Origin of the sequence: Neptunomonas japonica DSM 18939, from assembly GCF_000422765.1 — a bacterium.
GTDB lineage: Bacteria > Pseudomonadota > Gammaproteobacteria > Pseudomonadales > Balneatricaceae > Neptunomonas > Neptunomonas japonica.
This window is the reverse complement of the sequence record NZ_AUGR01000013.1, coordinates 117,383-144,273: the sequence shown is the minus strand read 5'-3', so window position 1 is coordinate 144,273 and position 26,891 is coordinate 117,383. Positions and strand designations below refer to the sequence as shown.

Genomic DNA, 26,891 nt, shown 5'->3' with positions numbered 1-26,891 from the left:
TTGAAAGGGTAATACATGAGCACCGTCAAACAGGCTACACGCCGTCAGTTGGTTTCAAGAATCATCTGGTTTGTTGTTTTTATTGGTATCATTTTATTTCTTAGCTTTATCACCGGCCCCAAAATTGGCTCGGTCATTCAGGGATTAACACCTCCTCATTTGCCGCAAGTACCCAAGACGTCAAATCGTGTATGGCTTGACCAAAACTGGGATCAAGCCGTTTCAAAAAAATATCACCATATAAGCCAGGGCACTCGAACCCTACCGATACCGCTGAGCTGGCTATTGGCTCTTGAAGAGCCTGCAAGTAATGTATTTCTTTCCCCCTTTACTTCACAAGGGAAATTCACAGATAACGAATACCTATTAAGGTTTGGCTTTATTGAAGGACAAATCAACGATTTAAACCCTCATGGCCTGCCTATTGGCATTGCCAGTACCCCTTACCAAACACTGCCTGGTATAAAGAGCCCAACAACAGCTGTTGGATTTAACTGTGCAGCCTGTCATACCGCCCATCTTACATATAGGGATACGGAATATGTTATTGAAGGAGGGCCTGCTGCAACCGATCTTGGGCAGTTAACTCAAGCACTTGGAGCAGCGCTGGGCCAAACATTGGTCTCTTCTAAACTCCCTGTTTTTAATGGCCGCTTCGAGCGCTTTGCCAAAAACGTTCTAAAAGATGACGCTTACAATGACGCTAATGTCTTAAGCCTTAGCCAAGAACTAGAAGGTCTGATAGCCCAATTAGCAAGCACACCTAATGCAGTAGATATAGTTGAAGGCTATACACGATTAGATGCATTGAACAGAATCGGCAATCAGGTTTTTGCTTTAGATCCACAACGCTACGAAAACTATGTTGCCATTGATGCCCCCGTCACCTACCCGCATATATGGACCGCCTCCTGGTTTAATTGGGTTCAATATGACGGTTCTATCATGCAACCTCTTGTGCGTAATACCGGTGAAGCAATGGGTGTTAATGCCAATATAGATACCAGCTCACCCAAAGGTGAAAAAAGATTCTCTTCTACCATCCCGATCAATAATCTGTGGTGGATAGAGCAGGCACTCAGTGGTGATGCTCCACTTCCAAAGCGCGAATTCACTGGATTACTATCACCTAAATGGCCTGACAGTTTCCCGGCAATTGACCAGAAGAAAGCAGCACATGGTGCAAAGCTTTATCAACAAGTTTGCCAAGGCTGCCACTTAGTACCTATAAGCTCCGAAGAAATCTGGCAACCAAAATACATGGCACCCATTAAGTACGTTGTCGATGGCGTAAAACAGCAAACATCTGACTCAGTACTTAACTTGAAGCTCATCCCTCACGATCAGATTGGAACAGATCCCGCTCAAGGAAATGTTATTGCAAATAGAACAGTTAATACTGCTGGTAATAGTGGTACTGACACCTTAACAGGCACAAAAGGAATGGGTATTGATACTGACATTTGCGCTCCAGCACCCACGCTGCCTACCTTCTCATTGGACACTAAAAAAAGTGAGTATAAAAAAGAGCAGCTAGTTAATGTTCCTATCAGCGATGGATCAAGTATTAATTTTGGGCTAGCTCTGGGTGGCATAGTTCAACAAGCTAATGAAGCCTGGTTTGAAGAAAACTACATTGCAGAGCAGGATCAAGCTTATTACACCAAAGGTCGTCCAAACTGTTTGAGAGTCAGCGGCGGCTACAAAGCCAGACCCTTAAACGGCATCTGGGCTACTGCGCCCTTTTTACACAATGGCTCAATACCTTCATTGATGGATTTACTTTCACCACCCAATGAAAGACCAAAATTAGTGCAACTCGGTAATATTGCATTTGACCCGCTAAAAGTTGGCATCAAACAAAGTAAAAACTCACAAAAACATAAAGGAGAGAAATACAACCGCGAAGGTTTTTTCATTCTCGATACAGCGGTACCTGGCAACAGCAATAGAGGGCATGAGTTTTCAAGTGTCTGGAACAATAGTAAAGGCTGGGATCAGCAAGAAAAAGGGGTCATTGGACCTGAGTTTACGCTCGAAGAACGTCTTGCGTTAATCGAATATCTCAAAACCCTTTAATCTGCTTTACGAAAATACAGGCTGTAAAAATGACAACGACTGATACACAAGCAAAGAGCCCACAAAAAAAAGGATTAGTCGCTAGGCTTCTTGGCTATATGATCGAAAATAAGCCGGATTTACTTTTCGGGGTTATAAGAAATACGCGACCAAACTTAGTAATGCCAAGCAATGGCCCGGTTTTTATTACCCGATTTAACGACGTTCAAGAAGCTTTAAACCTTCCAGACATATTCAATGTAACCTACGGCCCAATGATCGACCCTTGCGTTGGTCCCTTTATGCTGGGTCGCGACTGCACCACCATTAATCAACGCGACAAAGGGATTATGAAATCCCTTATGCAACGTGAAGACCTGCCTTTGATCCGACAAAAAGTCGCCTATTTAGTGAATGAAGCGGTCGAGAGACAAATACAAAATCAAAAGATTGAAGTCGTTAATACAGTTTCTCGATGGGTTCCACTGAAGTTAACCGGTGAGTACTTTGGCTTTCCAGGCCCTGATATGGAATCCATGTTCCGTTGGTCACTAGCGACCCAACTAGACATGTTTCATAACTTAGATAATGACCCAGTGATACATCAGAACAATATCGATGCAGGTCATGAGATGAAAGCCTACCTACGTACATTGATACCAGAACGGCGCGAGGCACTACTGAAAAACCCAGAAATGGATGACATCTTGTCACGCTTACTAAAATCACACTTCCCTGAAGCGATTCACTTTGACGATGAGCGAATCATGGCCAATATCATGGGTACTTTAGTCGGAGGGGTAGAAACCACTTCACAAGCGGTTGTACAAATTCTGGATCAGCTGTTTCAACGTCCAAAGGTATTAGAGCAAGCTATCGCGGCAGCAAAAACTGACGACAACCACCTTCTCTATCAATACTGTTGGGAAGCTTTGCGTTTTAACCCTATAAACCCTTTTGTGGTTCGTCGTTGTGTTCGTGACTATAAAATTGCGAGCGGCACATTACGAAGCGCCACTATAAAAGCAGGTTCATTAGTATTCGTCTCAACTCGCTCCGCAATGCGAGACGGCCAGCAAATTCCAGCGGCCTCACAATTTTGCATCGACAGACCAGCCTATCATTACCTACATATGGGACATGGTATGCATACCTGTCTTGGTGATCAACTCAGCCGAGTACAGATTCCCGAGATTGTTAAACGCATATTGAAACTACCCAATGTTCGACCAGTGTCGATGATGGACTTTAAAGGAGGTCCATTTCCTGAGAGCTATTCTATCGAGTTCGACTCTATTAATTAGATAGCGTTAGTACATTACAAAAGATTTAAGTAAACCTTCTTCACATACATAGCCCTAAAAACAGGACGTTTCAGGGCTACTTTCTCACTACTGAGAACGAGATCTAAAAAATATGGCGCCATATACTAAAAACATCAATGACATCCTCAATCAAGAATCGGCGCATATTGGTAAAGAACCAGACCAAAAACGAATGGGGTTATCATTCTCGGGCGGAGGAATTCGTTCAGCTTCATTTGCTATGGGGGTTTTACAGTCCTTGGTCTCTGATAAACAGCTGGAAAAAATGGACTACCTATCCACTGTCTCTGGTGGTGGATACCTAGGAGCTTCTCTTACCTGGTTTCTCAGCCAAAAAGACGATAGTGGCGAACACTATGGAACCCGACCTGATAACTTCCCTTTTGGTAGAAAACGAGAAGGAGGCAAACGGAATAGCAAAAATGCCATTCTCGACTTTATCCGACAACACGGTAATTATTTAATCCCAGGACACGGCTTAAGCTCCCAGTCCCTGATAGCCACCCTTTTAAGAACAATGCTGGTTTCATTAGCTATCTATTTTTCCCTGGCAACAAGCATCATGAGTATTGCCTTGTACGCCGTACCTGAGAAAAAGCTATTTACTGGCTGCCTGTATGCACTTGGTGTACTTGCTACTCTGTGGGTCGCTACATCAACGTTCTATTCTCTTTACTCATTTTTTAAAGGCACCCGATATCAATTTTCCGTTTTTATACAAAAATGGTTAGGCCGGTTAATCAATATAATGATTCTGTTACTCGTCATCGGTTCAATGCCGTACATACACGACAATGTCTCAATCATCGCCAAACTAGTAATGGCCGTGGAAGAGGAATCAGACACTGCCTCTAATATTGCAGGGGCAAGTACTGCCTCACTCGCCATGCTTTTTGGTGCGATATTGATCTTGTGTTATCGGCGCAAACAAATGAACTCGACAGCTCAAGGAACGTCCTCATTTCAAATTATTATTGGCGCAATGCTCTTATTATTTGGCATGCTCTATGGCGCCTATGTTGCGGCCCTCTACGTTAATCTGCACTGTGAAGACTGGGTTTACTCCATTGCTGCGGGCTCACTACTTTTCGGTTTAGTCTGCAATGTGAACTTTTTTGGCCTGAATTACATGTATCGTAACCGCTTGATGGAAACCTTTATGCCTGATCCTGAGAGTTTAAAGACCGGACATTGGGGACTAGCACTCAAGGCAAACACAGGCAAAGTCCAAAATATGTGTCAGGCTCCGAACCAGCGACCCTATCATTTAATCAACTGCAATATCGTACTAACAGATTCTCACAATGCAAAGTACCGAGGAAGAAAAGGCGATAGTTTTACCATATCACCTCTTTATAGCGGCAGTGATGCTACGGGCTGGCGCCAAACCAAAGCATATATGTATAACACTTTTCGTAGTGGCGTCACTCTTCCCACAGCAATGGCAATCTCAGGCGCTGCCGCTAACCCCAATGCGGGTGTAGCCGGTAAAGGTATTACCACTAATCAGTTTGTTTCTACATTAATGTCCCTGCTCAACTTACGACTTGGCTTTTGGGCAGATAACCCAAAAACTGATAAGAGCTGGCTTCCACCAAACTATATATACCCCGGTATAAAGGGTGGTGTCTCACTTAACAGCGGGCTGAACGAAAATGACCGTGCGGTAGAACTTTCTGACGGCGGTCATTTTGAGAATCTTGCTATTTATGAGTTATTTAGACGACGCCTCGATATTATCGTTGTGACCGATGCTGGCGCCGATGCACAATATCAATTTAGCGACCTAGCTAATGCCATAGAAAAAGCGCGTGTTGATTTTGGTATTAATACCATTTTTCTAGATGACTACCCTTTTGAGGCAATCACTCCAGGCTCTGATACAGAACAGAGTGAAACAAACAAACAGCATTACCACTTTGCTGAACGCTGCTTTGCTATTGCGAAAATTGAATACCCAAAAGAAGACAACGATGAAGAGAGAAAAATAGGCCACTTAATTTACATCAAACCAACCCTGATCGATGGGCTTAGTCCTGATGTTCTCAGCTATAAAAGGCTCCACCCTACCTTTCCTCACCAATCCACTGTCGATCAGTTTTTTACAGAGCAGCAGTTTGAAGCATACCGTGAACTAGGCTACTACCTAGGCTGGCAGATGTTAAATGATAATAAAGTAAAAGACTTACTGTAACGCTGCCAAAGCGGGAATGCATTCAACCCCATACAGAAAGTAGGGGTTGAAACTGTTCTACACTACATCATGAAAATTGATGAAAAGTAGCGCTTTAAGTTTCAAAAAAGCCAATAGCAAAAAGCATCCAATTATTTAACCGTCATTATTTTTGAGTAGTCAAAGGGCAAATATGATTAAGAGCTTCCCTAGCATTTTTAAGCTAACCATTGTGTTACTCGTGATTAACTCATTTGTAAATTCGGCACTGGCCGACCAAACCGAAAAAGTACTGACCGTTAACACCATGGACTCGGCCATAGATCTAACGCCGTTTATTAATATATATGAAGATGCCACTAAGAAACTAACATATGAAGATTTTTCAAAACCAGCAGCGGCACAACAATTTAAGCCTCTAAACAAAGCAGCAAACTTTGGGTTTAGTGATTCGGCATGGTGGGTAAAGCTACGGATAGTGAATAACAATGACAAAGCACAAAGAGTAACTGTTCGACAAAACTATCCATTAATAGACTACGTAGATTTTCATAGCCAGCAGAACGATAGTATTTGGCTTAGCTATTCAACAGGGGACCGTAGAGAGTTCGCTACTCGCCCTATCAACTTTATGGAATTCCTATTCCCTGTTGATTTGCCCTCTAACGCTGAAACAACCATTTTCATGCGCTTTGAATCGAGCGGGCCAATGAACATCGGTCTTGATTTACAATCTGAAATAAGTCTCTTCGATACGGTCAGTAGTAACCACCTGATCACAGGCATCTACTATGGCGGCTTTATTATTCTGGTGTTTTACAATCTGTTACTGTTTATCGCTATAAAAGACCGAACATTCATCTATTACCTGCTTTACCTCGCTAGTTACGGACTGTTTTTTGCTGTGATGAATGGCTTAGCTTTCCAGTATTTCTGGCCTGAAAACCCTTGGCTGGCGAATCAAAGTTTAATTATTTTGCTATCACTCTCTTTGATCTGGTCGTTACAATTTTCCCGCTCAATACTATCAATCAAAGATATTTCACCAATATCAAACCACATCACTTCTGGTCTAATCATAGTCAACGTAATACCTCTGCTTATCTCTCCATTTGTGCCCTATCGATTAATCATTATCCCAATGTCGATCATTACCATTTTGTGCACGATCCAGTTAATAACTATGGGCTTCATCGCTTTTTCTAGAGGGTCAAAACCAGCCAGGTATTATCTCGTAGCATGGAGCACTCTATTAATTGGTATTTTTGTTTATATGCTCAAATCTTTTGGGATATTGCCACACAATACATGGACTCAAAATGGGCAACAAATTGGGTCTTTAATAGAAATGGTTTTACTATCGTTAGCCATGAGCAGCAAAGTTAACGAGTATAAAAAAGGCAGTTATATGGACTCCCTAACTAGCCTGCCCAACCGAAGGTCTTTTGACGAGCGCTTCTCCAAGGAGTTTGATAACATGCAAAACCATAAAGAAGGCCTGTTGTCGTTATTGATTATCGACGTCGATAACTTCAAACAATACAATGATAAATATGGTCATAAGCAAGGAGATGAGGCACTAAAATTTGTTGGTAAGAAACTGCAAAGTACCGCACGCAAAAATACCATTCCGAACCGCTATGGCGGTGAAGAGTTCGCAGTCATACTACCCAACACCTCAGCCGAGCAAGCACATACCATAGGCGAACGCATTCGGTCTAAAATCGAAAGCGACAACGCTCAGCAACACAACTTAACAGTAAGTGTTGGTGTGGCTACATATGAAGACAATAACTTCGCCTCGCATCACCAGTTATTTGAAGCAGCTGATCAAGCACTTTATTACGCAAAAGAAAATGGCCGTAACCGCACCGAGTGCTTTCAAATAACAATAAAAGACCGGCGGGCCACTTCTTGCTAAATATCTAAATAAATATTGATAGCAATGTTAAACGGAAAAATATGCATAACCCTATTACAGCTATTATTTTAGCCACGCTCAGAAAGTACCCACAGGGGTTTAACGAATACACATTAATTCAAGCCATTGAGTCTGCAGGTCTTTTTGACGCACTTGATAGCAACCTCGATGTTGCTCTGTTTCAGAAACATTTTTTAACGATGAATGCGCTTTATCAACTACAGGTTTCACTTTGGGAAGAAGAGACTTTATATCTTGAGATTTCAGCGCTGCGCATTCACCTTGACACAGGCCGTGTTGAAACAAACCAGATAAAAAGTACGGCCCACACTAGGTTAGAAGGCAGCACAGCGAACAACATCAAAGAAACACTACCCGAACAAAGTAGGAATGAAGCACTCAGGTCTTATTACTTGGATTGGTCTCACTACAACAGTGCCGATGAAGCCTCTGTGAAACAGTTATTAAACAGCTTCTGGGAGCGTTTTTTAAACCCCGAGCAACGTGTAACAGCTCTGAACACATTAGAGATATCCGATAATGTCCCTTCCCCTGCAACCATCAAGCAACAATTTCGCTTATTAGCTGCCAAACACCACCCCGATAAAGGTGGTGACCCGGATAGCTTTATTGCTATTCGTGAAGCTTACGAAATTTTATTGCCGGTACGTTAAAAGTCATTACGAATACGCTCAAAGCGAGCAAACCTAGGCTTGCCGTAACGGGTTTTTCCATTAAAACGATAGGTGATTACACTGCCAACTTCTGGTGGTGTTTTTCGTTCTGCATCACTGAAACCACTGCCTACTCTAAACCTTACTCCATTACTATCCTCAACCAGTAAAGCCCCTAACATTCCTTGATACTTGCCTTTACCTGGTAGTATTTCAATTACACGAGCCTCAGCATCTTCATAACTTTTCAACTTAAGCAGGTCATAAGTACGCTTAGCTTGGTACAGCCCAGCTCCCCGATAAAGCATGATTCCTTCAGCCCCTTTTTTGGTCCAGCTCAATAGCTGCTCTTCAAGTGCTATTTGTGACTTAAAAGCAGAGACTGCAACGGCGTTAATGTGTGACTCATTAATAGAATTAACCCATTCCTCCAATACAGTTCTGCGCTGCTCGAAAGTCCCTGGATAGTGCGGCAAATCGAATAGATAGAAGCTAACAGAGCGCCAGTCTAAGTCCGTTGCTTTATGTTGTCTTGCTATGCCAGAAACTCGATCAAATTGTTGCCTGCCAATCCATAGCTCACCCTCCATTGCTATATTTGGCAAAGACTGTATAAACCATTCGGGGGCATGAATAAGGTTGCCCTGACGGGTTAATAGGCGTTTCCCATCCCAATAACCGCGGACCCCATCTAATTTTTCAGCATACCAGTAACCATTTAAATCAACCTGTAAGTTTGCATGATCAAGGCTTTCTGCCAATTGTAACGGTGGTAAAGCATTTAAATCAGTGGCATTTACTTGCAAGGCATAAGTACTTAACGCAAAACACGTTATTGATGATAAAACATGAGAGGCGCAGCGCAGCTTTGCAACATGCTTAATAAAAGGGGAATTCATAAAACCATCCTTGGTTATTAATCCGACTGAAGAAACGACACTCGCTTCTTTCTTACTGAACTATTTTATCTAGCGACCTTCTTTAATTATCCTATAAGACTGTCTTATTTAACTATAATACAGATTTAGTTTTTTGCTCTGGCTCGGCCACGTACAATAAAACAGAGCGAGGACTACTTGAAAGTGACATGGTTTGCTAAAAAAATGCTTCAATGAATTACTATCAAAACCACAGTGATTTACTGTTTAAGCTGTTTCTTGATAGTTTTTTGGCGCAAAATACACTGTAAAATAGATCCCAACAATGTAGAGACTACCTATGCTATCCATTTTGCCTGACACGGCTGGAGACCTAATTGTTGTTCAAGCATCAGATTCACTGACGGCTGACGACTATAAAGATGTTCTGGTTCCACTAATTGAAGAAAAGCTACCCACTTATGGACCATTACGTGTCGTCATTTATCTTGATCCATCCTTTACCGGCATGGAAGCAGGCGCCATATGGGAAGATGCGAAACTAGGTCTTTCACATACTGAAGATTTTTTACGTGTAGCCCTTGTTGGAGGCCCTGACTGGATAGAGTGGGCAACAAAGTTAGGTAACAATTTAATTAAGGGCGAAACTCAGCACTTTGAAGAGCGTCAGTTTCTTCAAGCATTACATTGGGTAGATGACGCAAAGGCTTAAAACAGATAGCCATCGCCGCTAAATCGTAAATATTCACATAACGATTTAGCGACGATGCAACTTATCTTGCTTAAGGGCGCTTACCCACAGCAAAAGAACCATTTTGCTGAAACTGCACAGCCTCTTTGCGTTTTTTGCCAATCAGTAGCGGCCCATCATCTAAAAATAAAAAATTTTTCCAATGTCTTCTAAAGACATCCCATGTCGTTTCAACGATATGCTCACCCGCATAACAAAAATACACAATGCTGCTTCCTTCCCATTGAATAAACTCTGCAAGCACCTCAGGCAAGGCTTCAACGTCACTATCCCATGCCCCTTGCCAAAAACCTTTCTCTAACCAAGTATCCGCTTTACTTGCCCAATCATCTTTTGCTAATGCACTTGCATCTAAGCTGTCTGTACTAATGTTCAGCGCCCAAATCTCGCTTGCACGCGCACTGCTCAACGGCTTGATCTGGACAAGGTCATCTTCAGGAACTGGCATATCTTTATGCTGATAAAACCATAGATAACGGTACTCATTTATAGGGGTATAATTCATCTTCCAACTCTACTCAAACAATATAAGCAGAGTATACCGGCTAGCGATGTAAGACACACCTGTGTACTCTTACACGCTTATCTCTCCAAGACATTACATCACACAACGCGATCAGGCATAATGTGCTCCATGAATAAACGCCCAACCAAAGCACAAACCCGCCAAGAGCTTGAAGATCAGGTTCAAGCATTTTTAAAGAATGGCGGTAAAGTTAAAGAAGTCGACAGTGGAGCCAGTGGCTTAGAAGATGGCGCCTACCACCGCAATAGCTTTGTTTTTGGACATCCAAAACAAGAACGTACGCCTGTGCCTGAAGCACTCAGTGCAATCGATTCTCGGCGGCGTTCTAAAGTTGAAAAACCAACTTTAGTTCATTCTAAACGCCCAAGAAAGAAAATAATCTACGATGATTTTGGCGAACCTGTACGTGAAGTGTGGGTCGAAGAATAAAGCTAAAAAATCTCTTTCCTTTTTTGTAAAATCAGAGCTATAGTGAATCCACAAAGTTCATAAATACTAAAGAAAAAGGACCCCGGTAAGTTACGTTTTCAATGTTGATTTATACGCAGCCTTTGGTTGTTGCAATTTACGTAGTAAGGAAATTATATGATCATCAACATCACTAACCGCCATGATAAAGTTTCACCAGCTCTTCGCGAAAAAATTGAATCTTGGTTAGAACACAGCCAAGAACGTTACGATGTTATTTCTAGTGCTCAGGTCACTCTTGATAAAACAGACCGCCTGGAAGAGGTTGAAGCCACTCTACACGCTGCTGGCAGAGAAATTAACGCTAAAGCATCTGATGATAATCTTTTTGTTGCATTAGATGCACTCGCTCAAAAAATAGATCGTCAGCTAGCCAAACTACACGACAAACAGGTGCATAAAAAAGGCACACCTAAACATACTACTTTAATTGGTGAAGAATCCGTCAACGATGATGATATCGACGATGATGAAGAGGTCTATCAGGCCTGAAAGTAACCCATTATTAGATACTAAAGGCCCTGAGGGGCCTTTTTTAATGTGTCTAATAAGCTGCATAAACGAGCTTAATATGCTTAAAAAAACCACCAAAACACACCTTTTTCAATGTGTAGCATTTTTCTTATTTTTAACACCCCTGTTCAGCCAAGCTAATTCTGAGTGGTCTGCTCCTCTTCTACAAAATCACTCTCTTGTAGGAAAAATCTATAGCTTAGATGATAAAGCATTCATTACAGAAAAGGCGTTAATAACCGACTTACAAAAATCTCGCTATGTATTGATCGGCGAAAAGCATGACAATGAAGACCATCATCGACTTGAGTTACAGCTGCTCGAATCACTGCTCAACAAACCCCACACACACGTTGTATTCGAAATGCTCACCGATAAGCAGCAAAGCAAAATCGCATTACTGACACCAACTGACAGCAAATCACAAATACATACAAAACTTGCTTGGAATGATAAAAGTTGGCCTTGGAAAGATTACGCTCCATTGATTCAACGCAGTCTTTCTAAAGGCGCTAACATTAGTGCTGGGAATATAAATCGGGCCACAATAAAGCAAATTTATCAGCAAAAAAATAATGATACTTTATTCAACGAAACTCCCTTTAAGACTCTTAAAAACATCCCAGAAGTCGCTAAAAAACAGATCTTAAATCAGGTATTCGAAAGCCACTGCCAACTCATGTCAAAAGCAAAACTAGCACCGATGATGACAATTCAACTAGCACGCGATGCCAGTATGTCCAATGCAATGCTAACAAACCAAGAGCCTACCATTCTTATCGCTGGAAGCTTTCATACACAAAAAAATATGGGCGTACCGTTACACCTGCGCCAAGTGACAAAGCAAACCACAAAAACAGTATTGCTAGCAGAAGTTAGAACAAATCAATCTCAGCCAGAAGATTACGTCTCACTAAGTGAGGCTGATTACATCTGGTTTACGCCAAAGCAAGTAGATAAAGACTACTGCGAAAGCCTTCGCGAAAAGCATAAGCCATAAAACTTATGCTTTTTCTTAGCTCATTGTAAACTCATCAGCATCCTGCCATGCAGGAAACACTTCGCGAAACTGCTGCACTTCACTAAGATGAAGTAGCACCGTTTTAACAAAGCTTTCCCCTTGCGGCTTATCCAATATCAGTTCACCTTTAAAGTTCACTGCTAATGAATCACCACTGTAGTGCAGCCCAACGCCGTCTTCACCCACACGATTAACACCCAACATATAACATTGATTTTCAATAGCGCGTGCTTGAAGCAATGTACGCCACGGATTACGTCGTGGAGCAGGCCAGTTAGCAACACAAATTGCTAGGTCATAATCATTTTGGCAACGCATAAACACGGGAAAGCGCAGGTCATAACAGATAGTCGGTAATATCCGCCACCCCGCATACTCAAAGATGGCTCGCTCCTCGCCCGCCCTATAATGCTGGTGCTCATTGCCCATTCTGAAAAGATGAGTTTTATCGTAAAACTGCACCTCCCCTGTAGGAGAGACAAGTAACATTCTATTAATGTAAGTATCACTCTCTTGTATCGCGACTGAGCCGCATATGGCAGCCCCCAACAATATAGCCTGCGATTTCATCCACGCTAATGTTTCACCAAGCATGGGTTCCGAGTGCTCTTCAGGGTTCATCATAAAGCAAGTTGTGAACATCTCAGGTAAGATGACTAGGTCAGTCTTTCCTTTTAATGACTCTATCTTTTTTGCCAACATATGACGGTTTTTTTCGGGAGCCTGCCATATGAGTTCGGTTTGCACCAATGACACACGTAAATCATCAAGCTTTACCATTAGAACTCTCCTAGATCGCAATCAAACGTTCTGCTGCTTGCCTCAATGTTGCATCATCTTTTGCAAAACAGAATCGCACTAGTTTCATCTGCGGTGGTGTTTGGCAAAAAACAGAAACAGGTATTGCCGCGACGCCTACCTCTTTAATCAACCACTGACAAAACGCAACGTCACCCATATCGCTAATGGCGCTGTAATCTACCAATTGGAAGTAAGTCCCTTCACCTGGCGCAAATGAAAACTTACTGGGTTTAATCAAGGCATTGAACAAGTCGCGTTTATGTTGATAAAAACGAGGAAGGTCATGATAGTGGGAAGGTTCATCGCGCATAATATCAGCGAGCGCTAACTGCATCGGTGTTGAGGTTGAGAATGTCAGGTACTGATGCACTTTACGAAGCTCTGCCGATAAAATAGCAGGAGCGACACAATAACCAATTTTCCATCCCGTCGTATGGTAGGTCTTGCCAAAAGAAGACACGACAAAGCTACGCTGATACAACTCAGGATGGCTCAATAGGCTGTGGTGTTTCTGGCCATCAAAAACAATATGCTCATAGACTTCATCACCTAATAACAGAATGTCAGTGTCACGCACCAGCTCAGCCAGCTGTTCAAGATCTTGAGCCGATAGAATAGAGCCTGTCGGGTTATGTGGCGTGTTGATGATAATCATGCGTGTTCTGGCAGTAATTGCATCCTTGAGGTGCTGCCAGTCGATATGAAAACTAGGCGGTTGTAGCTGTAGATGTACGGCAACGCCACCGTTAAGCTCGATTGCCGGCTCGTAACTATCATAAGCGGGGTCAAACACGATTACTTCATCACCTTGCTGCACGACCGACGATATTGCCGCAAATAAGGCTTCCGTCGCGCCTGAGGTTACTGTTATTTCGCTCTCAGCCGATACTGTAGCTCCATATAAGGTAGTTACTTTTTTAGCAATCTCTTCACGTAGTACTGGCATACCTGTCATCGGGGCATACTGGTTAGCGCCTTGTGTAATGTAATGGCCTACTGCGTCTAATAGCTTTTTAGGCCCATCAAAATCTGGGAAGCCCTGCGATAAATTAATCGCATTATGCTCTGCTGCCATCTGTGACATAACAGTAAAAATAGTCGTACCAACTTTAGGCAACTTTGTTGTCGGGTATTTCATATGAGGAAACTCAGCATGGAATAAACAGGAAACGCTAGCGCGAAAACATCTGTCTAAATGTATTATTGGCGTGATATTTCACACGCTACCTTGTGACACACTTTAACAAAGTTCTACGACGACAGTAACAATTGAGATATTGCACAAGACGGCTATTTTTACTGTGGGGTATTCTTTATAAATAGCTATTTAATTATTATTCGTTATAAGGCTCTATGCGATAAACATCCATTGTGTACCCTGATGATGCCAGCTCATGGCTAAAAGTCTTTGTTCTTAGCTTACCCGTCAACCATACAGCATCATAAAGGCTTTCTAACTTAACGCCGGGTTCGTAGTCAGCATAAATAATTTGGTTCGATGGCGGAGGCGGTACATGAATACATGCGCCAAAGTACGGCACTAAAAAAAACTTAAACACATTTTGATTTTCACCTTCTACAGGCACAACAAAACCAGGTATCTTAATCATTCTTCCATCCATTTCAGGGACGATAGGGGCCGATTGCAAGACCTGTTGTAACTCATCCATTAATAGAGCAGTTTTGGGATCCAAGTCATCCCACGCACCTATATCTCGGTCATCAAAAAAACCATCCAAGCTATAATCGGCAGGCATCAATTGCTCCCAGTCTAGCTGCTCTACCTTTTCTCCGTTAAGCAACACATCACCCGCCATGGCTTTAATCGAAAAGAGTACATACAGTGCAAAAACACTTATTAAAGACCTGCTTACCGGCATGCTAAAAACCAACCCTACTTTAGAAAAACTAGAAATACGAACACTCAATCAGCAGTGATATGAAGTAATAAATGATCAAATAAGCTTATTTAATATCGAGCCGTAAGCCCGTCTGCAGCTGTCATCTGATAAGCCCGATAACCTGGCCATAACCCCGTTAGTGCCCCAGCCAACACAACACAGAATAACATCGGCAAGTCATCCAAAGACAATCCAGCGGACTGGATAAATAAACCAAATTGTACTTCAAGCAATGGTCGTGCGAACATCAACAAGAATACAGACATCAATACCCCTATCAAAGTTCCCACTATGCTCACCAATGAAGACTCAAATACAAGCAAAGCAACAATATGCCAAGGCCTAGCACCAATTGAACGTAGAATAGCCATCTCTTTGCGTCGTGCTCCTAAGCTTGTGAGCAGCACAGCCAACATACCCATAAACCCAGCCAGTACTACACATGCAGAGACTAGTAACAGTGCGTTCTCAGCAACACGAATCAACTGCCACATTTGCTGCAACGCAACACCTGGTAATACCGCTTGAAGAGGTTCCACTTTATAGTTATTAATCTGACGCTGTAGGTGAAAGGTACCTAATTTTGATTTCATTGCGACTAAAACAGCCGTTAACTCTTTAGGCTGTAGGCTTTTACTTCTTATTTCATCTTCTGATATTTGCTGGCCACGAATACGACTACCCGCTTGCCAGCCAACATGAATCGCTTCAATTGCTTGAGAGCTAACAAACACCGACTGGTCAATGGGAGTTCCAGTTGGTTCTAATACACCTATGATACTAAAAGGACGATCATCGTGTTCAGAAAAGCTTGTCTTACCGACACCATGGGAGAGGGTAATACGCTCACCTAGTTGATACCCAAGCTGCCTGGCAACATCCGCACCAACAACCGCATCAAACAAGTCGCTAAAAGCCCTTCCATGTTGAAACTCTAACCTTGTCTGCTGCCCCACTTTATAATGTTCAAAGAAGCTTGCTGACGTCCCTACAACTCTAAAACCTTTATGTGAATCACCAAGAGAGATAGGCTCTGCCCACGCAACATGTTTGTTATTTTTTATCAGCTCAAAACTTGCCCAACTCATATTATTGGAGGCTTGACCAATATGAAAAATGGAGTACAAGATAAGCTGTAACTCACCCCCTCTGGCTCCCACAATCAAATCGGTACCAGAAACAGAACGGTTAAAACTGTCACGCACTTCTGCACGAATTTTTTCTACGCCCATTAAGAGCGTCACACTGAGGGCAATCGTCAGTACAATAAAAAATAAAGTATGGCGGCGGCTCCAACTACTCGACAGCGCAACACTAAGCAGCATGGAAGACTCCTGCACTATTTATATGTTGTAGTAGAATTGTTCTATTAAAGTGCTGACCCAATGCTTCGTCATGGCTTACCAACAATAATGTGCTGTTGTACCGAGAAGCTTCTGCTATTAATAGCTCAGTAAAAGTGTCACGCGACGCTGCGTCTAGTGCAGATGTAGGCTCATCAGCTATCAACAACTCAGGAGAACCTATTAAAGCTCGCGCTACCGCCACGCGTTGCTGCTGACCAACAGACAGTTCAGCAACCGTCACCCGTTGGCGAAGCTGTTTCTCCAGCCCTAGTTCAACCAATAACTGCTCAGCAGCTTTTCGTACACTGCCGTGATGTTTCAGTGCTCGTTGTGTACGTACCCTAGAAAAACGACATGCCAACATGACATTGTCTATTAACGAGAGATAAGGAAGCAGGTTAAACTGCTGGAAAACAAAACCAATATGATCGGCCCGAAAACAATCTCTTTTTACAGCTGACAATGATGAAATGTCACTGCCTGCAATATTAATCACACCAGAGTCTGGCAGTAATAAGCCCGTCAGTAAGTTAAGTAGTGTACTTTTCCCACTGCCTGATGGCCCCTGTATAAATACACGCTCCCCACTTTGAATATCACATGTAGCAATATCTAAAAGAGGTGCATCTTTTATCCAAGAGTACTTAACTTTATCTAATAACACCTTTGCCATAGCTGTGCCTAATGCTGAGCTTATTACTGACCTAAAAAAAACGACTATTAATTAAATAGCGCTATTGTTTAATGCGTATGTCTCCTTCAGAAGGTAAAAGTTCACCACCTTGTTGCCCTTCATGACTCACCATCTTATATCTGATCGATTCAATCATAGGAAACTGCTCAAAAAGCCCCGTTGTAAAGCCTGTTAACATCTCTGGCTTAGCGCAGACAAACTGGTAGTGTACTGTAAAATCTGAATGCCCTGATTCATGTTCATGTTCTTCTTCATGCTCATGTTCTTCTTCATGCTCATGCTCTTTTTCATGCTCATGCTCTTCTTCATGCTCATGCTCTTCTTCATGCTCATGCTCTTTTTCATGCTCATGCTCTTTTTCATGCTCTTTTTCATGCTCATGTTCTTCTTCATGTTCATGCTCTTTTTCATGCTCATGCTCTTCATGCCCAGAAGAGTGCGCTTCAAGTAAAGACTGCTCAACGTCTGCTTCTTTTAACAAACATACTGCCTCTTTAGGTAAGCGGATTATTTCGTACCCTTGCTTCAACGCGTGCACAGCGTCAACAATCAGCTTCTCTTGCTGTTCAGTTTCAGGCGAATGTTCGAAACCAACCAAATTAGCTGCCGGCGATAAAAACATGATCTCTAGCTGCTTAGCTTCAAATGCAACGTTTAACTCAGCAATACCGTGCTCATGAGCATCACTTGCATACAAGAATGAAGAAGCCCCTAGCAACGTAAAAGAAGTTAAAGTGGTAGCTACGACCAAAGGTTTAAGTTTCATGACTGTGCCCATTTAGAAAAAATACGTTATAACATAACATTTAAATATTTTACGTCAAGTCAAAAACATTCAAATACAAAGAAGCAAAAAGCTTAAACCTATGGTCAAGTCTTGAGGAATTTAGCTCAATTAAAACTGTTGATGAGCGCTAACTTTTTCACTCGGGAATACTGTTTAATCTGATATTCGCGTTTACTCGCCAAGGAACGGCTAACTACTGCTTCAGACCATACCAGAACTACAGGTCTTCTAGGGCGTGTATATTTAGCGCCTAATGTATTGCTTTCATTATGCTCTTTTAAGCGCCTATCACAATCTGTCGTAATCCCTGTGTACAAGCTGCCATCCGCACAACGTAGGATATAGATGTACCACGTTGGACTATTGGATAAAGTAGACAATGAATCTAGACTCTCACACTGAACTTCAAAACGTAAAGAAGGGAATAATATAAAGTTTAAGTCGAAAAAAACAATGCATACACAGTAACCAGCCCCTAAAATATTGCTTTCTTAAATTTTGTGGAGTCGTGCTAATGCACACTTTTCTGATCATTCTGGCTGTCATTGCTTTCTTTATGATTGTGCTTGAAGATGTGATTCACCTAAACAAAGCCAAAACCACGCTGTTTCTTGGCACGCTATCGTGGCTAGTTCTTTTCCTCTTTCCTGCTGACGATGTCACCCCAAAACAGATCCAGGGCATGTTAAACGAGAACCTACTAGAGATAGCCAGTTTATGGCTTTTCCTGATGGCCGCTATGACCTTTGTTGCCTTTCTTAACCATCAGGGCCTTATTGAAACAATGATTTACAAGTTTCTGCCCTCGAAGGTAGGTGAAAAAACACTGCTGTTTATGGTGGCAATCTTCGCTTTTGCATTCTCATCGTTATCTGACAATATCACCGCCACGCTGGTGTCTGTTGCCTTGGTACTGTCATTAAAGCTACCACCCAATAAAACATTAAAATTTGCAGTGATGGTTGTATTTGCCGTGAACTCTGGCGGTGTCTCTCTTATAACGGGTGATGTCACCACACTGATGATATTCCTCGCAGATAAAGTTGCCATTCAGGATCTACTCTGGTTAGCACTTCCCTCTTTTGTTAGTGTTATTTTTCTTGCTGGGCTGCTCTCTTTTGGCCTAAAAGGCGAACTAATCATTGATGGAGGTGAGCGTCATTACGATCGTGTTGGTATGAGTATCGCGATACTTTTCCTATTCACCATTCTTAGCACTATTGTGCTTAACATTATCGCCGGGGTTCCTCCGGTACTTACTTTCCTCTTCGGTTTATCCATCATGTTCTTGATCGGGCGTTTCTTCCACACCGCTGATGACCGAGAAAACATGCTCGATTACATACGCGTTATTGAGTTTGATACTCTGTTGTTTTTCTTAGGAATATTGTTGTTAGTCGGGATGTTAAAAGAGATAGGAGTGCTTGATCATCTCGTAAAAATCTACGAGATTCTGCCTCCAATACAAGCAAACTATGTAATGGGGCTGCTCTCTTCACTCGTGGATAACGTACCGCTTACTGCTGCTCTATTAAAAGCTAATTTAGAAATGACTCCCGCTAGCTGGTTATCGCTAACTTACGGTGTTGGCGTTGGCGGCTCACTGCTTATCATTGGCTCTGCAGCGGGCATTGTGGCGATGAGTAAGATTAAAGAAGTGACATTTATTAGTTATATGAAATACAGCTTTTTCTTACTGCTCGCCTACTCTTTAGGCTTTGCAGGGAGCTTTGGTGTGGGTACTGTGTTATTTAACTAAAGCGGCGTAATAACTTTATAAATAATAATCGGCAGCAGGACTACCTTACTGCCGATTACTACCTATCGTTTTGCACACTATATTGCTCGCATAATGCATTTATATCAGCAATAAATGGCCCCAGACTAAACACCTGCATTTTCTCTAGATACAGCCGTCCATCAAAATACAGCCTGACAACAGGCAAAGAATAAACACCATGCTGCGCACAATTTTCTTGATGTTTTCCACAGTCAATATAGTGCAGTTTCAAACTTGACCAGCGCTCATCCAGCGCAACTAGCAATTGTGGCCAGATCACTTGGCACACTCCACAGTGCTCTGCACCAAACATCACAAGGTGCGCTCCTTTATCTAAAGCAAAACTAAGACTTTGATCGTCACATCTTGTTTGATTTTTACTCACTGAAACCTCGTGATTCATTTTTAACATTATTTATCATCACACCTAAAAACGACTTACTCATCAAATAATTATAACTTCATATCATAAACATATTATTGAATATCCATAGTTAGTAAGTTCATTAACACAAACAAAGACTTTTGTATGACTCACCGTAAAAAACCTAATTCTAAGCCAATACCAGCATAAAACGAACGTTTGCATAAGCTATTGAATCAGAGTATAGATTTATACAAAGGAAATTTTATGGACTCGGATTCCTTCTAAAAGTAGTAATACCTGACGGCCTCCGTGCATAAAGAACTAAAGCCACCTATACCAATAATAATGCGGTAGGTTTTATTATGTGCCAGCTAAAAGTACCTCTATCAATTGATACTTATACATACTCTACGCAATCTTATGCGCATGTGTGTTATTTACAGAAAAACCGACCGCGCTCTAGCGTAAATAAAATAATACCCTCCCTTTACTCAATACTATTCAACCATATCTACTCTTTCATTAGGTCAACTAACCTTCTTTATTCTTTTGATAAAACGCTACTAAAACGCTGCCCTTTTTCATCTATCTATCGACTCAGAAATGTCTTTAATAATGCCTTAAATGGAGCAGGCTAATGGAAACTGAAATCATTGAACAAACCATGGAGTTAAAAGCTGAATACATTGTTGGTCTATCAGTACTGGCAACCATAGGCATAGTCACAATGTGGGGTATGTTCTGGAACGCGGTTGCTAAGTCTGATGAGAAAATCATGGATATCTTAAAAAGTTCATCATTTTTCAAAACCGTTACGGTCATCGGTGTAATTGCCGCCACCGTAGTGCTTAGCTTGGCAGGACGATTAGACGGAAATATTACCGGTGCGATTCTGAGCGGTATAGCTGGATATGTTTTAGGGCAACTGTCCGGAAAAACCGAAACTACAAAAGAGAAGTAAAAACGATAACAAGGGGAATATTATGAGCTACGGATTATTTGGAGATGATGTGCTCTTTTTCCAACGATTTTTAAAAACCGAAGGACCATACAGTAAAAATCTCAACGGAATTTGGGGGAATTCACAGAGAAATCGATAGAGTTACTGAGTGTATTCTGGAACAAACTATTAGAGTTTTGGGAAACATTACTCGTTAGTATTTTCGGGATTATCTTATTTATAGCCAAAGATAAGCTGAAACGCCTATTTGGAAAAAAGAGTGATGTATAAATGGAAATAGAAACACTAAAAGACTTTTTCATGTGGTGTTCGGTTATTAATGGCGCACTTCTTGTTCTATGGACAAGTATATTTATGCTTGCGCCAGATCTTGCCTACCGCACCCAACGCCATTTTTTTGCCCTTTCTCGCCAGCAATTCGACATAGTTTTTTACGCTTTCCTAGGGTTATTTAAACTACTTTTTATTATCTTCAGCCTAGTTCCTTATTTAGCGCTGTTAATACTCACCTAAGAAGCTGCCTGAACAAAATAAAGATGCCCCATTCACCTAATAGAAAGCACTAAAGAAGGTGCTTTTTAACACTTCAGGTCAACAGTAGCTCGCCTCCCTACCATGCTAGATTTCAGATACAACAAACCCAACACAATCAATAATAAAATGATGATAAGGTGAACACCATGGGAAAATGTTACAACTCAACTGTTATCAATGCACCCATAGAAAAAGTTTGGGATACCGTAAATAACTTTCATGACTTACCCTGGGGAACGGCTGTTGTTACCTCTACTGAGAAAGTGGGAGATAAACAAAGCAATGAGGTCGGTGCGCGGCGCATTCTTAATGATGCATTTCATGAAACGCTTTTGTCTATCGACAATGATGAATTCACTTTCACATACCGTATTGATGATGGCCCAGGCCCTGTCGCTAAAGATTGTGTGCAGAACTATTTTGGTGCCGTGAAGTTATCGCCTATCACAGACTCAGGCGAAACCTTTATTGAATGGTCATCAAGCTTTGATTCAGATAATAGCAGCGATGTAAGTGAGTTTTGCAATCCTATTTACGCAGGACTTTTAGCCTCTTTAAAAGCTTACTTAGCTTAGAAGACTAATATTTCAGTAGAGGTTCAGGCACTTGGCGCAACACTACCTCCACAATCAAGGAGGTTGTTATGAAAAAGTATATTGCGGAATCTTTCGGAACATTTTGGCTAGTACTGGGTGGTTGCGGTAGCGCGGTACTGGCTGCTGCTTTTCCTGATGTAGGCATCGGCCTACTCGGCGTATCATTCGCTTTTGGGTTAACTGTGTTAACGATGGCCTTTGCTATCGGGCATATTTCTGGCTGTCACCTTAATCCAGCGGTCTCTATAGGACTATGGGCAGGCGGGCGTTTTCCAGCCAACCAGTTACTTCCCTATATTGCAGCGCAAGTCATTGGTGGTTTAGTTGCCGGTGGGGCTTTATTCTTGATTGCTAGTGGACAAGCGGGATTTGATGTCAGCGCAGGGTTTGCTTCTAATGGCTACGCAGAACACTCACCTGGTGGCTACTCACTACTGTCTGCTTTTATTACTGAAGTGGTAATGACGATGATGTTCTTGCTCGTCATCATGGGTGCAACGGATGAGCGCGCACCAAAGGGCTTAGCACCTATCGCAATTGGACTATGTCTAACCTTAATCCATCTCATTAGTATTCCTGTCACTAACACTTCTGTAAACCCTGCACGTAGTACAGGTGTTGCTCTGTATGTTGGTGATTGGGCTATTTCTCAATTATGGCTATTCTGGATAGCGCCAGTGATTGGTGCCATCTTGGGTGCGGGCGTCTATCGTTACATCGGCAGCGAAGATAAGTAATATCAATTGCTTAGCAAGTGATGCAGACCGTAAGGGTACAGGCTATAGACCTAGCCTGACCCTTTCATCTGGAACAGTTTATTAAATACTCATGACTCTGCGGGTAACAACTGAGTAACAACCTGAAGATTACTGTGTAATGTTTTATGTACTGGGCACTTATCCGCTATCTCTAGCAAACGCTGTCGCTGCTCTTGCGTTAAGTTACCCACTAAGGTTAATTTTCGCTCGATAACTTCCATCGACTGCGGCGTTACATCACATCCTTCACAATCGCGGTGGTAATCACGACTATGACTCAACTCAACACGCACATGCTGTAACGCCAGCTTTTTTCTACTCGCATACATTCGAACTGTCATAGAGGTACAAGCGCCTAGCCCTGCCAATAAATGCTCATACGGATCAGGACCACTGTTTGCCCCGCCTACTGCTGTCGGCTCATCTGCCAACCAATAGTGGCTATCGCTGCTCACATGCTGGGTGAAAACATGGTTCTTTTCTTCCACAATGACGTGCCCTTTTTTAACCGGGACTCGGTGCTGTACTACTTTAGGAATGTAGCGACTAGCCCAACCTGCTATGGTTTCTGCAACATACTCAGAATCAGCACGCTTAGTTAGCAAATGGTCAGCACTATCCAAGCTAACGAAACTTTTTGGATGCTTGGCATTACGATAAATTTTTTCTGCCTCAGAAATAGGCACCGTGGCATCCGTCGGCGAGTGCATCACTAACAATGCCTTTTTTAACTTGCCTATATCATGGTCAGCGTGTGTATCAATATCATCTAAAAACTGTTTCTTAATAAGAAATTTTCGAGCGCCTAAACACACTTCTGCTTCGCCATTTTCAATAATCTTATCAATTGAAGCTGAAAAGTTATGCACGACATGTTTTGCATGGTGTGGTGCACCGATAGTCACGACTGCCTGAACTTCTTTAACCTTTGCAGCCATCGCTAATACTGCCGCACCTCCTAAGCTATGCCCAATCAATATTGTTGGTGCTTGATACTCCTGACGCAAGAAATCTGCGGCGGCCAATAGGTCTTGAATGTTTGATGAAAAGTGCGTATTTGCAAAATCGCCATCGCTATTACCCAACCCCGTAAAATCAAATCGAAGCACAGCAATGCCTTTTGCCATCAGAGCCCGTGCAATATGAGAGGCCGCTGCTATATCTTTTCCACAAGTGAAGCAATGAGCAAATAAAGCATAACAACGTATATCTGTGTCAGGTGTTTCCAGCATCCCAGCTAGCATCTGCCCATTACTCTCAAACTGAACCTTTACACGCATACAAAAACTCTCCTTAAAATCATTTCAATACAATGCAAATATCAGCTACAAATACCTTTAACCGTGCACACTTATAGAGCCTTATGCGACCCATCACACACCGGAGCATTTACTGTTTGCTTACAGCCACATAGGTATATTGTCTCTGTTTTTTCCGCCGTGAATGACACAGGTTTAAAGTCAGTACCTTTATGTGAGCCATCACATAAAGGCTGGCGGTTACTTAAACCACAAGCGCACCAACGATAACGTTCACCTGCGACTACATCGGTTGCATACGGGGTTTTTTGCGCAATAACGGCTTTATCACTCATGACTTCTCTTCCTTACAATTAATGAAGATAGCTATTCGTTACCATTCATTAATACCATACGCATGTGTGTGCGACTAATACATTGACCTCTAAAAAACACGATGGCTCTCTCAAGTGGGCATAAAAAAGCCGAATCACATGGATTCGGCTTAACGATTACTAGCAGCTATAAACAATGGCAACCAAGAGTTATTAACTGAGCAGTTATCCTGAGTAAATCATGAGAACTGAACGTATTAAGTCAATTATAAAGAACTCTTACTTCTCTTCTTTAAGCATTCCTAAGGCGTGCGTTAAACCTTCTTGTTCAACGTTGTCGCCAAACCATGCTAACTGCTCTTGCAAAGCCACCACTTCACCTACAATGATAAGCGCTGGTGCTACTAGCTTCGCTTCCTCTTGCTTAGCAGCAATGTCAGCCAAGGTACCCGTCAGAACCTTTTGATCAGGTGCTGTTCCCTTAGACACAATAGCGACTGGCGTATCGGCAGGCTTACCATGCTCGATTAAGCTTTCGGCAAGAGTTGGCAATGTATGCAACCCCATATAAAACACAACGGTTTGGTTAGGGTGCACTAACTCAGAGAAATTCAGTTTATCTTTACGGTTTTTAAGCTGCCCTGTTACAAACTTAACCGACTGCGCATAACCGCGGTGTGTTAGCGGTATACCGGCATAAGTTGAACAAGCACTCGCAGCGGTTATCCCCGGCACCACCTGAAATGGAATGCCGTGTGATTTCAGAGTTTCTAGCTCTTCTCCACCTCGACCAAAAATGAATGGATCTCCACCTTTTAAGCGAACAACACGTTTACCTTGCTGCGCATGCTGCACTAATAGTGCATTAATCCCCTCTTGAGGAACCGCATGATCATCACGCTTTTTGCCAACATAGATCAAGTCGGCATCACGACGGCATAGGTCCAGCACTTCTGCCGATACCAAGTTGTCATAAAACACCACATCCGCTTGCTGCATCAAGCGCAACGCTTTAAACGTTAATAGCTCAGGGTCACCGGGCCCCGCTCCAACCAAGTATACTTCGCCTACTTGATGACTGTTTTCACCTTTATCAATGGCAGCTTTTAGTAATGTTTCGGCTTCCTCGTTACGCCCAGAAAAAACCTTTTCTGCAATCTGTCCTTCTAACACATGCTCCCAAAAACGGCGGCGCTCATTAACCGAACCAAATGTCGCTTTTACCTGATTACGAAAGCGTCCGACTAATGAGCCGAGGCGGCTATAACCATTAGGGATCAGTGTTTCTAGCCGCGCCCTTAGCAACCGAGCCAAAACGGGCGACTCACCACCTGAAGAGATACCAATAACAATAGGTGAGCGGTCAACAATAGCAGGAAAAATAAAGGTACAAAGGGAGGGAGTATCAACGACATTCACAGGGATATTTAGCGCCACTGCATCATAATGAACACGCTCATGCAGGCCTTTGTCATCAGTAGCAGCAACCACTAATGTTTTGCCTTCTAATAACGCTGCATGGTATTCACCAATGACTATCTGATCGTTAGCATTAACCAACAGTGCTTTGAGCTCATCATCCACGGCATGCGATACTACCGTGAGATAAACACCGGCACGCTTCAGTAGACGGGCTTTGCGTAAAGCGATATCACCGCCACCAATGAGTAATACTTGGCGAGACTTTAGATTAAAAAAGAGAGGTAAAAAATCCACAATGAGCCCCCAGTCAGTTCATGAACCCAGATTAACATAATCCGGTCAAAAACCACTGATTAGATCGGGCCCACTGCTTGAATTCTTATATTAACAAAGCAATTTATAGCTGAGTGTGCAAACCGCACTCACGTGTTTCTAGCGCTTTAGTCGGATCAAAATAGTCATGCTCATTTGGCAAGTTATGCTCAAGCAAATATGCCTCTAGGTCGGCCTCACTCCAATTGAACAAGGGTGCAACCTTAATAATGCCATCTTTACTAACAGACACAATTTCCAAGGACTGGCGAAACTCGGTCTGATCTTTACGAATAGCATTCAACCACAAATCTGGGCTCATCTGCGCTAATGCGCGTTGAAACGGCTCTAGCTTAACTTGGCGGGTAAACTCATCATGTAAAGGATCATCAATATCAGGAATACCTTTCATCAACACATTCCGACGAGCAGATGTCTGTTGAGGAATATACGTTTCGACATTGAGGTTAAAGTCCTGAATCATTTTTTCTGCAAACCGATAAGTGGCAGACGTGTTATAACCTGAATCAACCCACAAGACTTTAATATCCGGCTTAGCTTGCACCGCCATATGTAAAATGACAGATTCGTAAGGGCGAAAATTAGTCGTCACTAGAGGATTATCAGACTGAGCAATAGCCCATGCAACTATCTCTTGTGGTGACTTACCTTCTAACGCCTTATTCGCAGCAACCAAATCAATACTCATCGTTATTCTCTCTCCTTTGTGAGCTAAAACCCGTAGGCTTTA

28 protein-coding genes are annotated in these 26,891 nt (G+C 42.4%); 14 read left to right on the top strand and 14 right to left on the bottom strand.

The features are described from left to right. Nucleotides 1-15: 15 nt before the first annotated feature. From G511_RS0109355 to G511_RS0109335, 5 genes are all read left to right on the top strand, one after another. Nucleotides 16-2,079, top strand: a complete 2,064-nt coding sequence (locus tag G511_RS0109355; protein WP_036551760.1) for a di-heme-cytochrome C peroxidase — start codon at nucleotides 16-18, stop codon at nucleotides 2,077-2,079. A 29-nt stretch (nucleotides 2,080-2,108) separates the two neighbouring features. Then, nucleotides 2,109-3,362, top strand: coding sequence for a cytochrome P450 (locus G511_RS0109350; protein WP_028469401.1), 1,254 nt, complete (start codon nucleotides 2,109-2,111; stop codon nucleotides 3,360-3,362). 112 nt (nucleotides 3,363-3,474) lie between these two features. Then, nucleotides 3,475-5,577, top strand: a complete 2,103-nt coding sequence (locus G511_RS0109345) for a patatin-like phospholipase family protein (protein ID WP_028469400.1) — start codon at nucleotides 3,475-3,477, stop codon at nucleotides 5,575-5,577. Nucleotides 5,578-5,749: 172 nt separating this feature from the next. Beyond that, nucleotides 5,750-7,477: a diguanylate cyclase gene (locus G511_RS22365; RefSeq protein ID WP_036551759.1), complete on the top strand. Its 1,728-nt coding sequence runs from the start codon at nucleotides 5,750-5,752 to the stop codon at nucleotides 7,475-7,477. Nucleotides 7,478-7,518: 41 nt separating this feature from the next. Continuing rightward, nucleotides 7,519-8,151 (top strand): DNA-J related domain-containing protein, encoded by a 633-nt coding sequence (locus G511_RS0109335; RefSeq protein WP_028469399.1) that lies wholly within the window; start codon nucleotides 7,519-7,521, stop codon nucleotides 8,149-8,151. On the opposite strand, the gene G511_RS22360 is transcribed toward G511_RS0109335, so the two are convergent. Continuing rightward, on the bottom strand, nucleotides 8,148-9,050 hold the full coding sequence (locus tag G511_RS22360; RefSeq protein WP_051221802.1) for a DNA ligase: 903 nt from the start codon (nucleotides 9,048-9,050) through the stop codon (nucleotides 8,148-8,150). The two genes, G511_RS0109335 and G511_RS22360, sit on opposite strands and share 4 nt — an antisense overlap. A 319-nt stretch (nucleotides 9,051-9,369) precedes the next feature. Here G511_RS22360 and G511_RS0109325 point away from each other — a divergent pair, with 319 nt between their 5' ends. After that, nucleotides 9,370-9,741, top strand: coding sequence for a SpoIIAA family protein (locus G511_RS0109325; protein ID WP_028469398.1), 372 nt, complete (start codon nucleotides 9,370-9,372; stop codon nucleotides 9,739-9,741). A 70-nt stretch (nucleotides 9,742-9,811) separates the two neighbouring features. Here the strand turns inward: G511_RS0109325 and G511_RS0109320 are convergent, their stop codons facing one another. Then, nucleotides 9,812-10,285 carry a DUF2947 domain-containing protein gene (locus G511_RS0109320; RefSeq protein ID WP_028469397.1) on the bottom strand — a complete coding sequence of 158 codons (474 nt, stop codon included), beginning with the start codon at nucleotides 10,283-10,285 and terminating at the stop codon, nucleotides 9,812-9,814. Nucleotides 10,286-10,414: 129 nt separating this feature from the next. On the opposite strand from G511_RS0109320, the gene G511_RS0109315 reads away from it, so the two are divergent. The 3 genes from G511_RS0109315 to G511_RS0109305 all read left to right on the top strand — a co-directional run bounded on the left by G511_RS0109315 (nucleotide 10,415) and on the right by G511_RS0109305 (nucleotide 12,287). Beyond that, a complete protein-coding gene (locus tag G511_RS0109315; protein WP_028469396.1) occupies nucleotides 10,415-10,735 on the top strand; it encodes a hypothetical protein in 321 nt (106 codons plus the stop codon). A 156-nt stretch (nucleotides 10,736-10,891) separates the two neighbouring features. Continuing rightward, nucleotides 10,892-11,266 carry a ribosome hibernation-promoting factor, HPF/YfiA family gene (hpf, locus tag G511_RS0109310; RefSeq protein WP_028469395.1) on the top strand — a complete coding sequence of 125 codons (375 nt, stop codon included), beginning with the start codon at nucleotides 10,892-10,894 and terminating at the stop codon, nucleotides 11,264-11,266. A 79-nt stretch (nucleotides 11,267-11,345) separates the two neighbouring features. Next, nucleotides 11,346-12,287: a ChaN family lipoprotein gene (locus G511_RS0109305; protein WP_169565750.1), complete on the top strand. Its 942-nt coding sequence runs from the start codon at nucleotides 11,346-11,348 to the stop codon at nucleotides 12,285-12,287. Nucleotides 12,288-12,302: 15 nt separating this feature from the next. Here G511_RS0109305 and G511_RS0109300 read toward each other — a convergent pair whose 3' ends face one another. The 7 genes from G511_RS0109300 to G511_RS24200 all read right to left on the bottom strand — a co-directional run bounded on the left by G511_RS0109300 (nucleotide 12,303) and on the right by G511_RS24200 (nucleotide 18,217). Beyond that, complete coding sequence (locus tag G511_RS0109300; RefSeq protein ID WP_028469393.1) at nucleotides 12,303-13,088, bottom strand: amidohydrolase; 786 nt, start codon at nucleotides 13,086-13,088, stop codon at nucleotides 12,303-12,305. A 10-nt stretch (nucleotides 13,089-13,098) separates the two neighbouring features. Further along, the gene (locus G511_RS0109295) at nucleotides 13,099-14,247 is read right to left on the bottom strand and encodes a pyridoxal phosphate-dependent aminotransferase (RefSeq protein ID WP_028469392.1); all 1,149 of its coding nucleotides are present in this window, start codon (nucleotides 14,245-14,247) and stop codon (nucleotides 13,099-13,101) included. A gap of 196 nt (nucleotides 14,248-14,443) precedes the next feature. Further along, nucleotides 14,444-14,989, bottom strand: a complete 546-nt coding sequence (locus G511_RS0109290) for a DUF3299 domain-containing protein (protein ID WP_036551757.1) — start codon at nucleotides 14,987-14,989, stop codon at nucleotides 14,444-14,446. Nucleotides 14,990-15,078: 89 nt separating this feature from the next. Continuing rightward, nucleotides 15,079-16,335, bottom strand: a complete 1,257-nt coding sequence (locus G511_RS0109285; RefSeq protein WP_028469390.1) for an ABC transporter permease — start codon at nucleotides 16,333-16,335, stop codon at nucleotides 15,079-15,081. Further along, the gene (locus G511_RS0109280; protein WP_036551755.1) at nucleotides 16,325-17,029 is read right to left on the bottom strand and encodes an ATP-binding cassette domain-containing protein; all 705 of its coding nucleotides are present in this window, start codon (nucleotides 17,027-17,029) and stop codon (nucleotides 16,325-16,327) included. Before G511_RS0109280 ends, G511_RS0109285 begins: the two co-directional genes overlap by 11 nt. A 61-nt stretch (nucleotides 17,030-17,090) precedes the next feature. Continuing rightward, entirely contained in the window at nucleotides 17,091-17,816 is a 726-nt protein-coding gene (locus G511_RS22355; protein ID WP_051221800.1) for a ZrgA family zinc uptake protein, read from the bottom strand. A 125-nt stretch (nucleotides 17,817-17,941) separates the two neighbouring features. Next, nucleotides 17,942-18,217 carry a GIY-YIG nuclease family protein gene (locus G511_RS24200; RefSeq protein WP_084629055.1) on the bottom strand — a complete coding sequence of 92 codons (276 nt, stop codon included), beginning with the start codon at nucleotides 18,215-18,217 and terminating at the stop codon, nucleotides 17,942-17,944. 134 nt (nucleotides 18,218-18,351) lie between these two features. On the opposite strand from G511_RS24200, the gene nhaD reads away from it, so the two are divergent. After that, nucleotides 18,352-19,596, top strand: coding sequence for a sodium:proton antiporter NhaD (gene nhaD / locus G511_RS0109270; RefSeq protein ID WP_036551753.1), 1,245 nt, complete (start codon nucleotides 18,352-18,354; stop codon nucleotides 19,594-19,596). Between the two features lie 58 nt (nucleotides 19,597-19,654). Here nhaD and G511_RS22350 read toward each other — a convergent pair whose 3' ends face one another. After that, the gene (locus G511_RS22350; protein WP_051221798.1) at nucleotides 19,655-20,029 is read right to left on the bottom strand and encodes a thioredoxin family protein; all 375 of its coding nucleotides are present in this window, start codon (nucleotides 20,027-20,029) and stop codon (nucleotides 19,655-19,657) included. A gap of 592 nt (nucleotides 20,030-20,621) precedes the next feature. Here G511_RS22350 and G511_RS0109260 point away from each other — a divergent pair. The 4 genes from G511_RS0109260 (at nucleotide 20,622) to aqpZ (ending at nucleotide 22,812) form a co-directional block, all read left to right on the top strand. Beyond that, nucleotides 20,622-20,945 carry a hypothetical protein gene (locus G511_RS0109260; protein ID WP_028469387.1) on the top strand — a complete coding sequence of 108 codons (324 nt, stop codon included), beginning with the start codon at nucleotides 20,622-20,624 and terminating at the stop codon, nucleotides 20,943-20,945. 270 nt (nucleotides 20,946-21,215) lie between these two features. Next, nucleotides 21,216-21,458: a DUF6868 family protein gene (locus G511_RS0109250; RefSeq protein ID WP_028469386.1), complete on the top strand. Its 243-nt coding sequence runs from the start codon at nucleotides 21,216-21,218 to the stop codon at nucleotides 21,456-21,458. Nucleotides 21,459-21,625: 167 nt separating this feature from the next. Next, nucleotides 21,626-22,054, top strand: a complete 429-nt coding sequence (locus G511_RS0109245) for an SRPBCC family protein (protein ID WP_028469385.1) — start codon at nucleotides 21,626-21,628, stop codon at nucleotides 22,052-22,054. A 68-nt stretch (nucleotides 22,055-22,122) separates the two neighbouring features. Beyond that, complete coding sequence (gene aqpZ, locus G511_RS0109240; RefSeq protein ID WP_028469384.1) at nucleotides 22,123-22,812, top strand: aquaporin Z; 690 nt, start codon at nucleotides 22,123-22,125, stop codon at nucleotides 22,810-22,812. An 89-nt stretch (nucleotides 22,813-22,901) separates the two neighbouring features. On the opposite strand, the gene G511_RS0109235 is transcribed toward aqpZ, so the two are convergent. From G511_RS0109235 to G511_RS0109220, 4 genes are all read right to left on the bottom strand, one after another. Further along, complete coding sequence (locus tag G511_RS0109235; protein ID WP_028469383.1) at nucleotides 22,902-24,113, bottom strand: bifunctional alpha/beta hydrolase/OsmC family protein; 1,212 nt, start codon at nucleotides 24,111-24,113, stop codon at nucleotides 22,902-22,904. 71 nt (nucleotides 24,114-24,184) lie between these two features. Continuing rightward, the gene (locus tag G511_RS0109230) at nucleotides 24,185-24,427 is read right to left on the bottom strand and encodes a CDGSH iron-sulfur domain-containing protein (RefSeq protein WP_028469382.1); all 243 of its coding nucleotides are present in this window, start codon (nucleotides 24,425-24,427) and stop codon (nucleotides 24,185-24,187) included. Nucleotides 24,428-24,685: 258 nt separating this feature from the next. Beyond that, nucleotides 24,686-26,122: a siroheme synthase CysG gene (gene cysG / locus G511_RS0109225; RefSeq protein ID WP_028469381.1), complete on the bottom strand. Its 1,437-nt coding sequence runs from the start codon at nucleotides 26,120-26,122 to the stop codon at nucleotides 24,686-24,688. A 103-nt stretch (nucleotides 26,123-26,225) separates the two neighbouring features. Further along, nucleotides 26,226-26,849, bottom strand: coding sequence for a phosphoadenosine phosphosulfate reductase domain-containing protein (locus G511_RS0109220; protein WP_028469380.1), 624 nt, complete (start codon nucleotides 26,847-26,849; stop codon nucleotides 26,226-26,228). Nucleotides 26,850-26,891 lie beyond the last annotated feature (42 nt).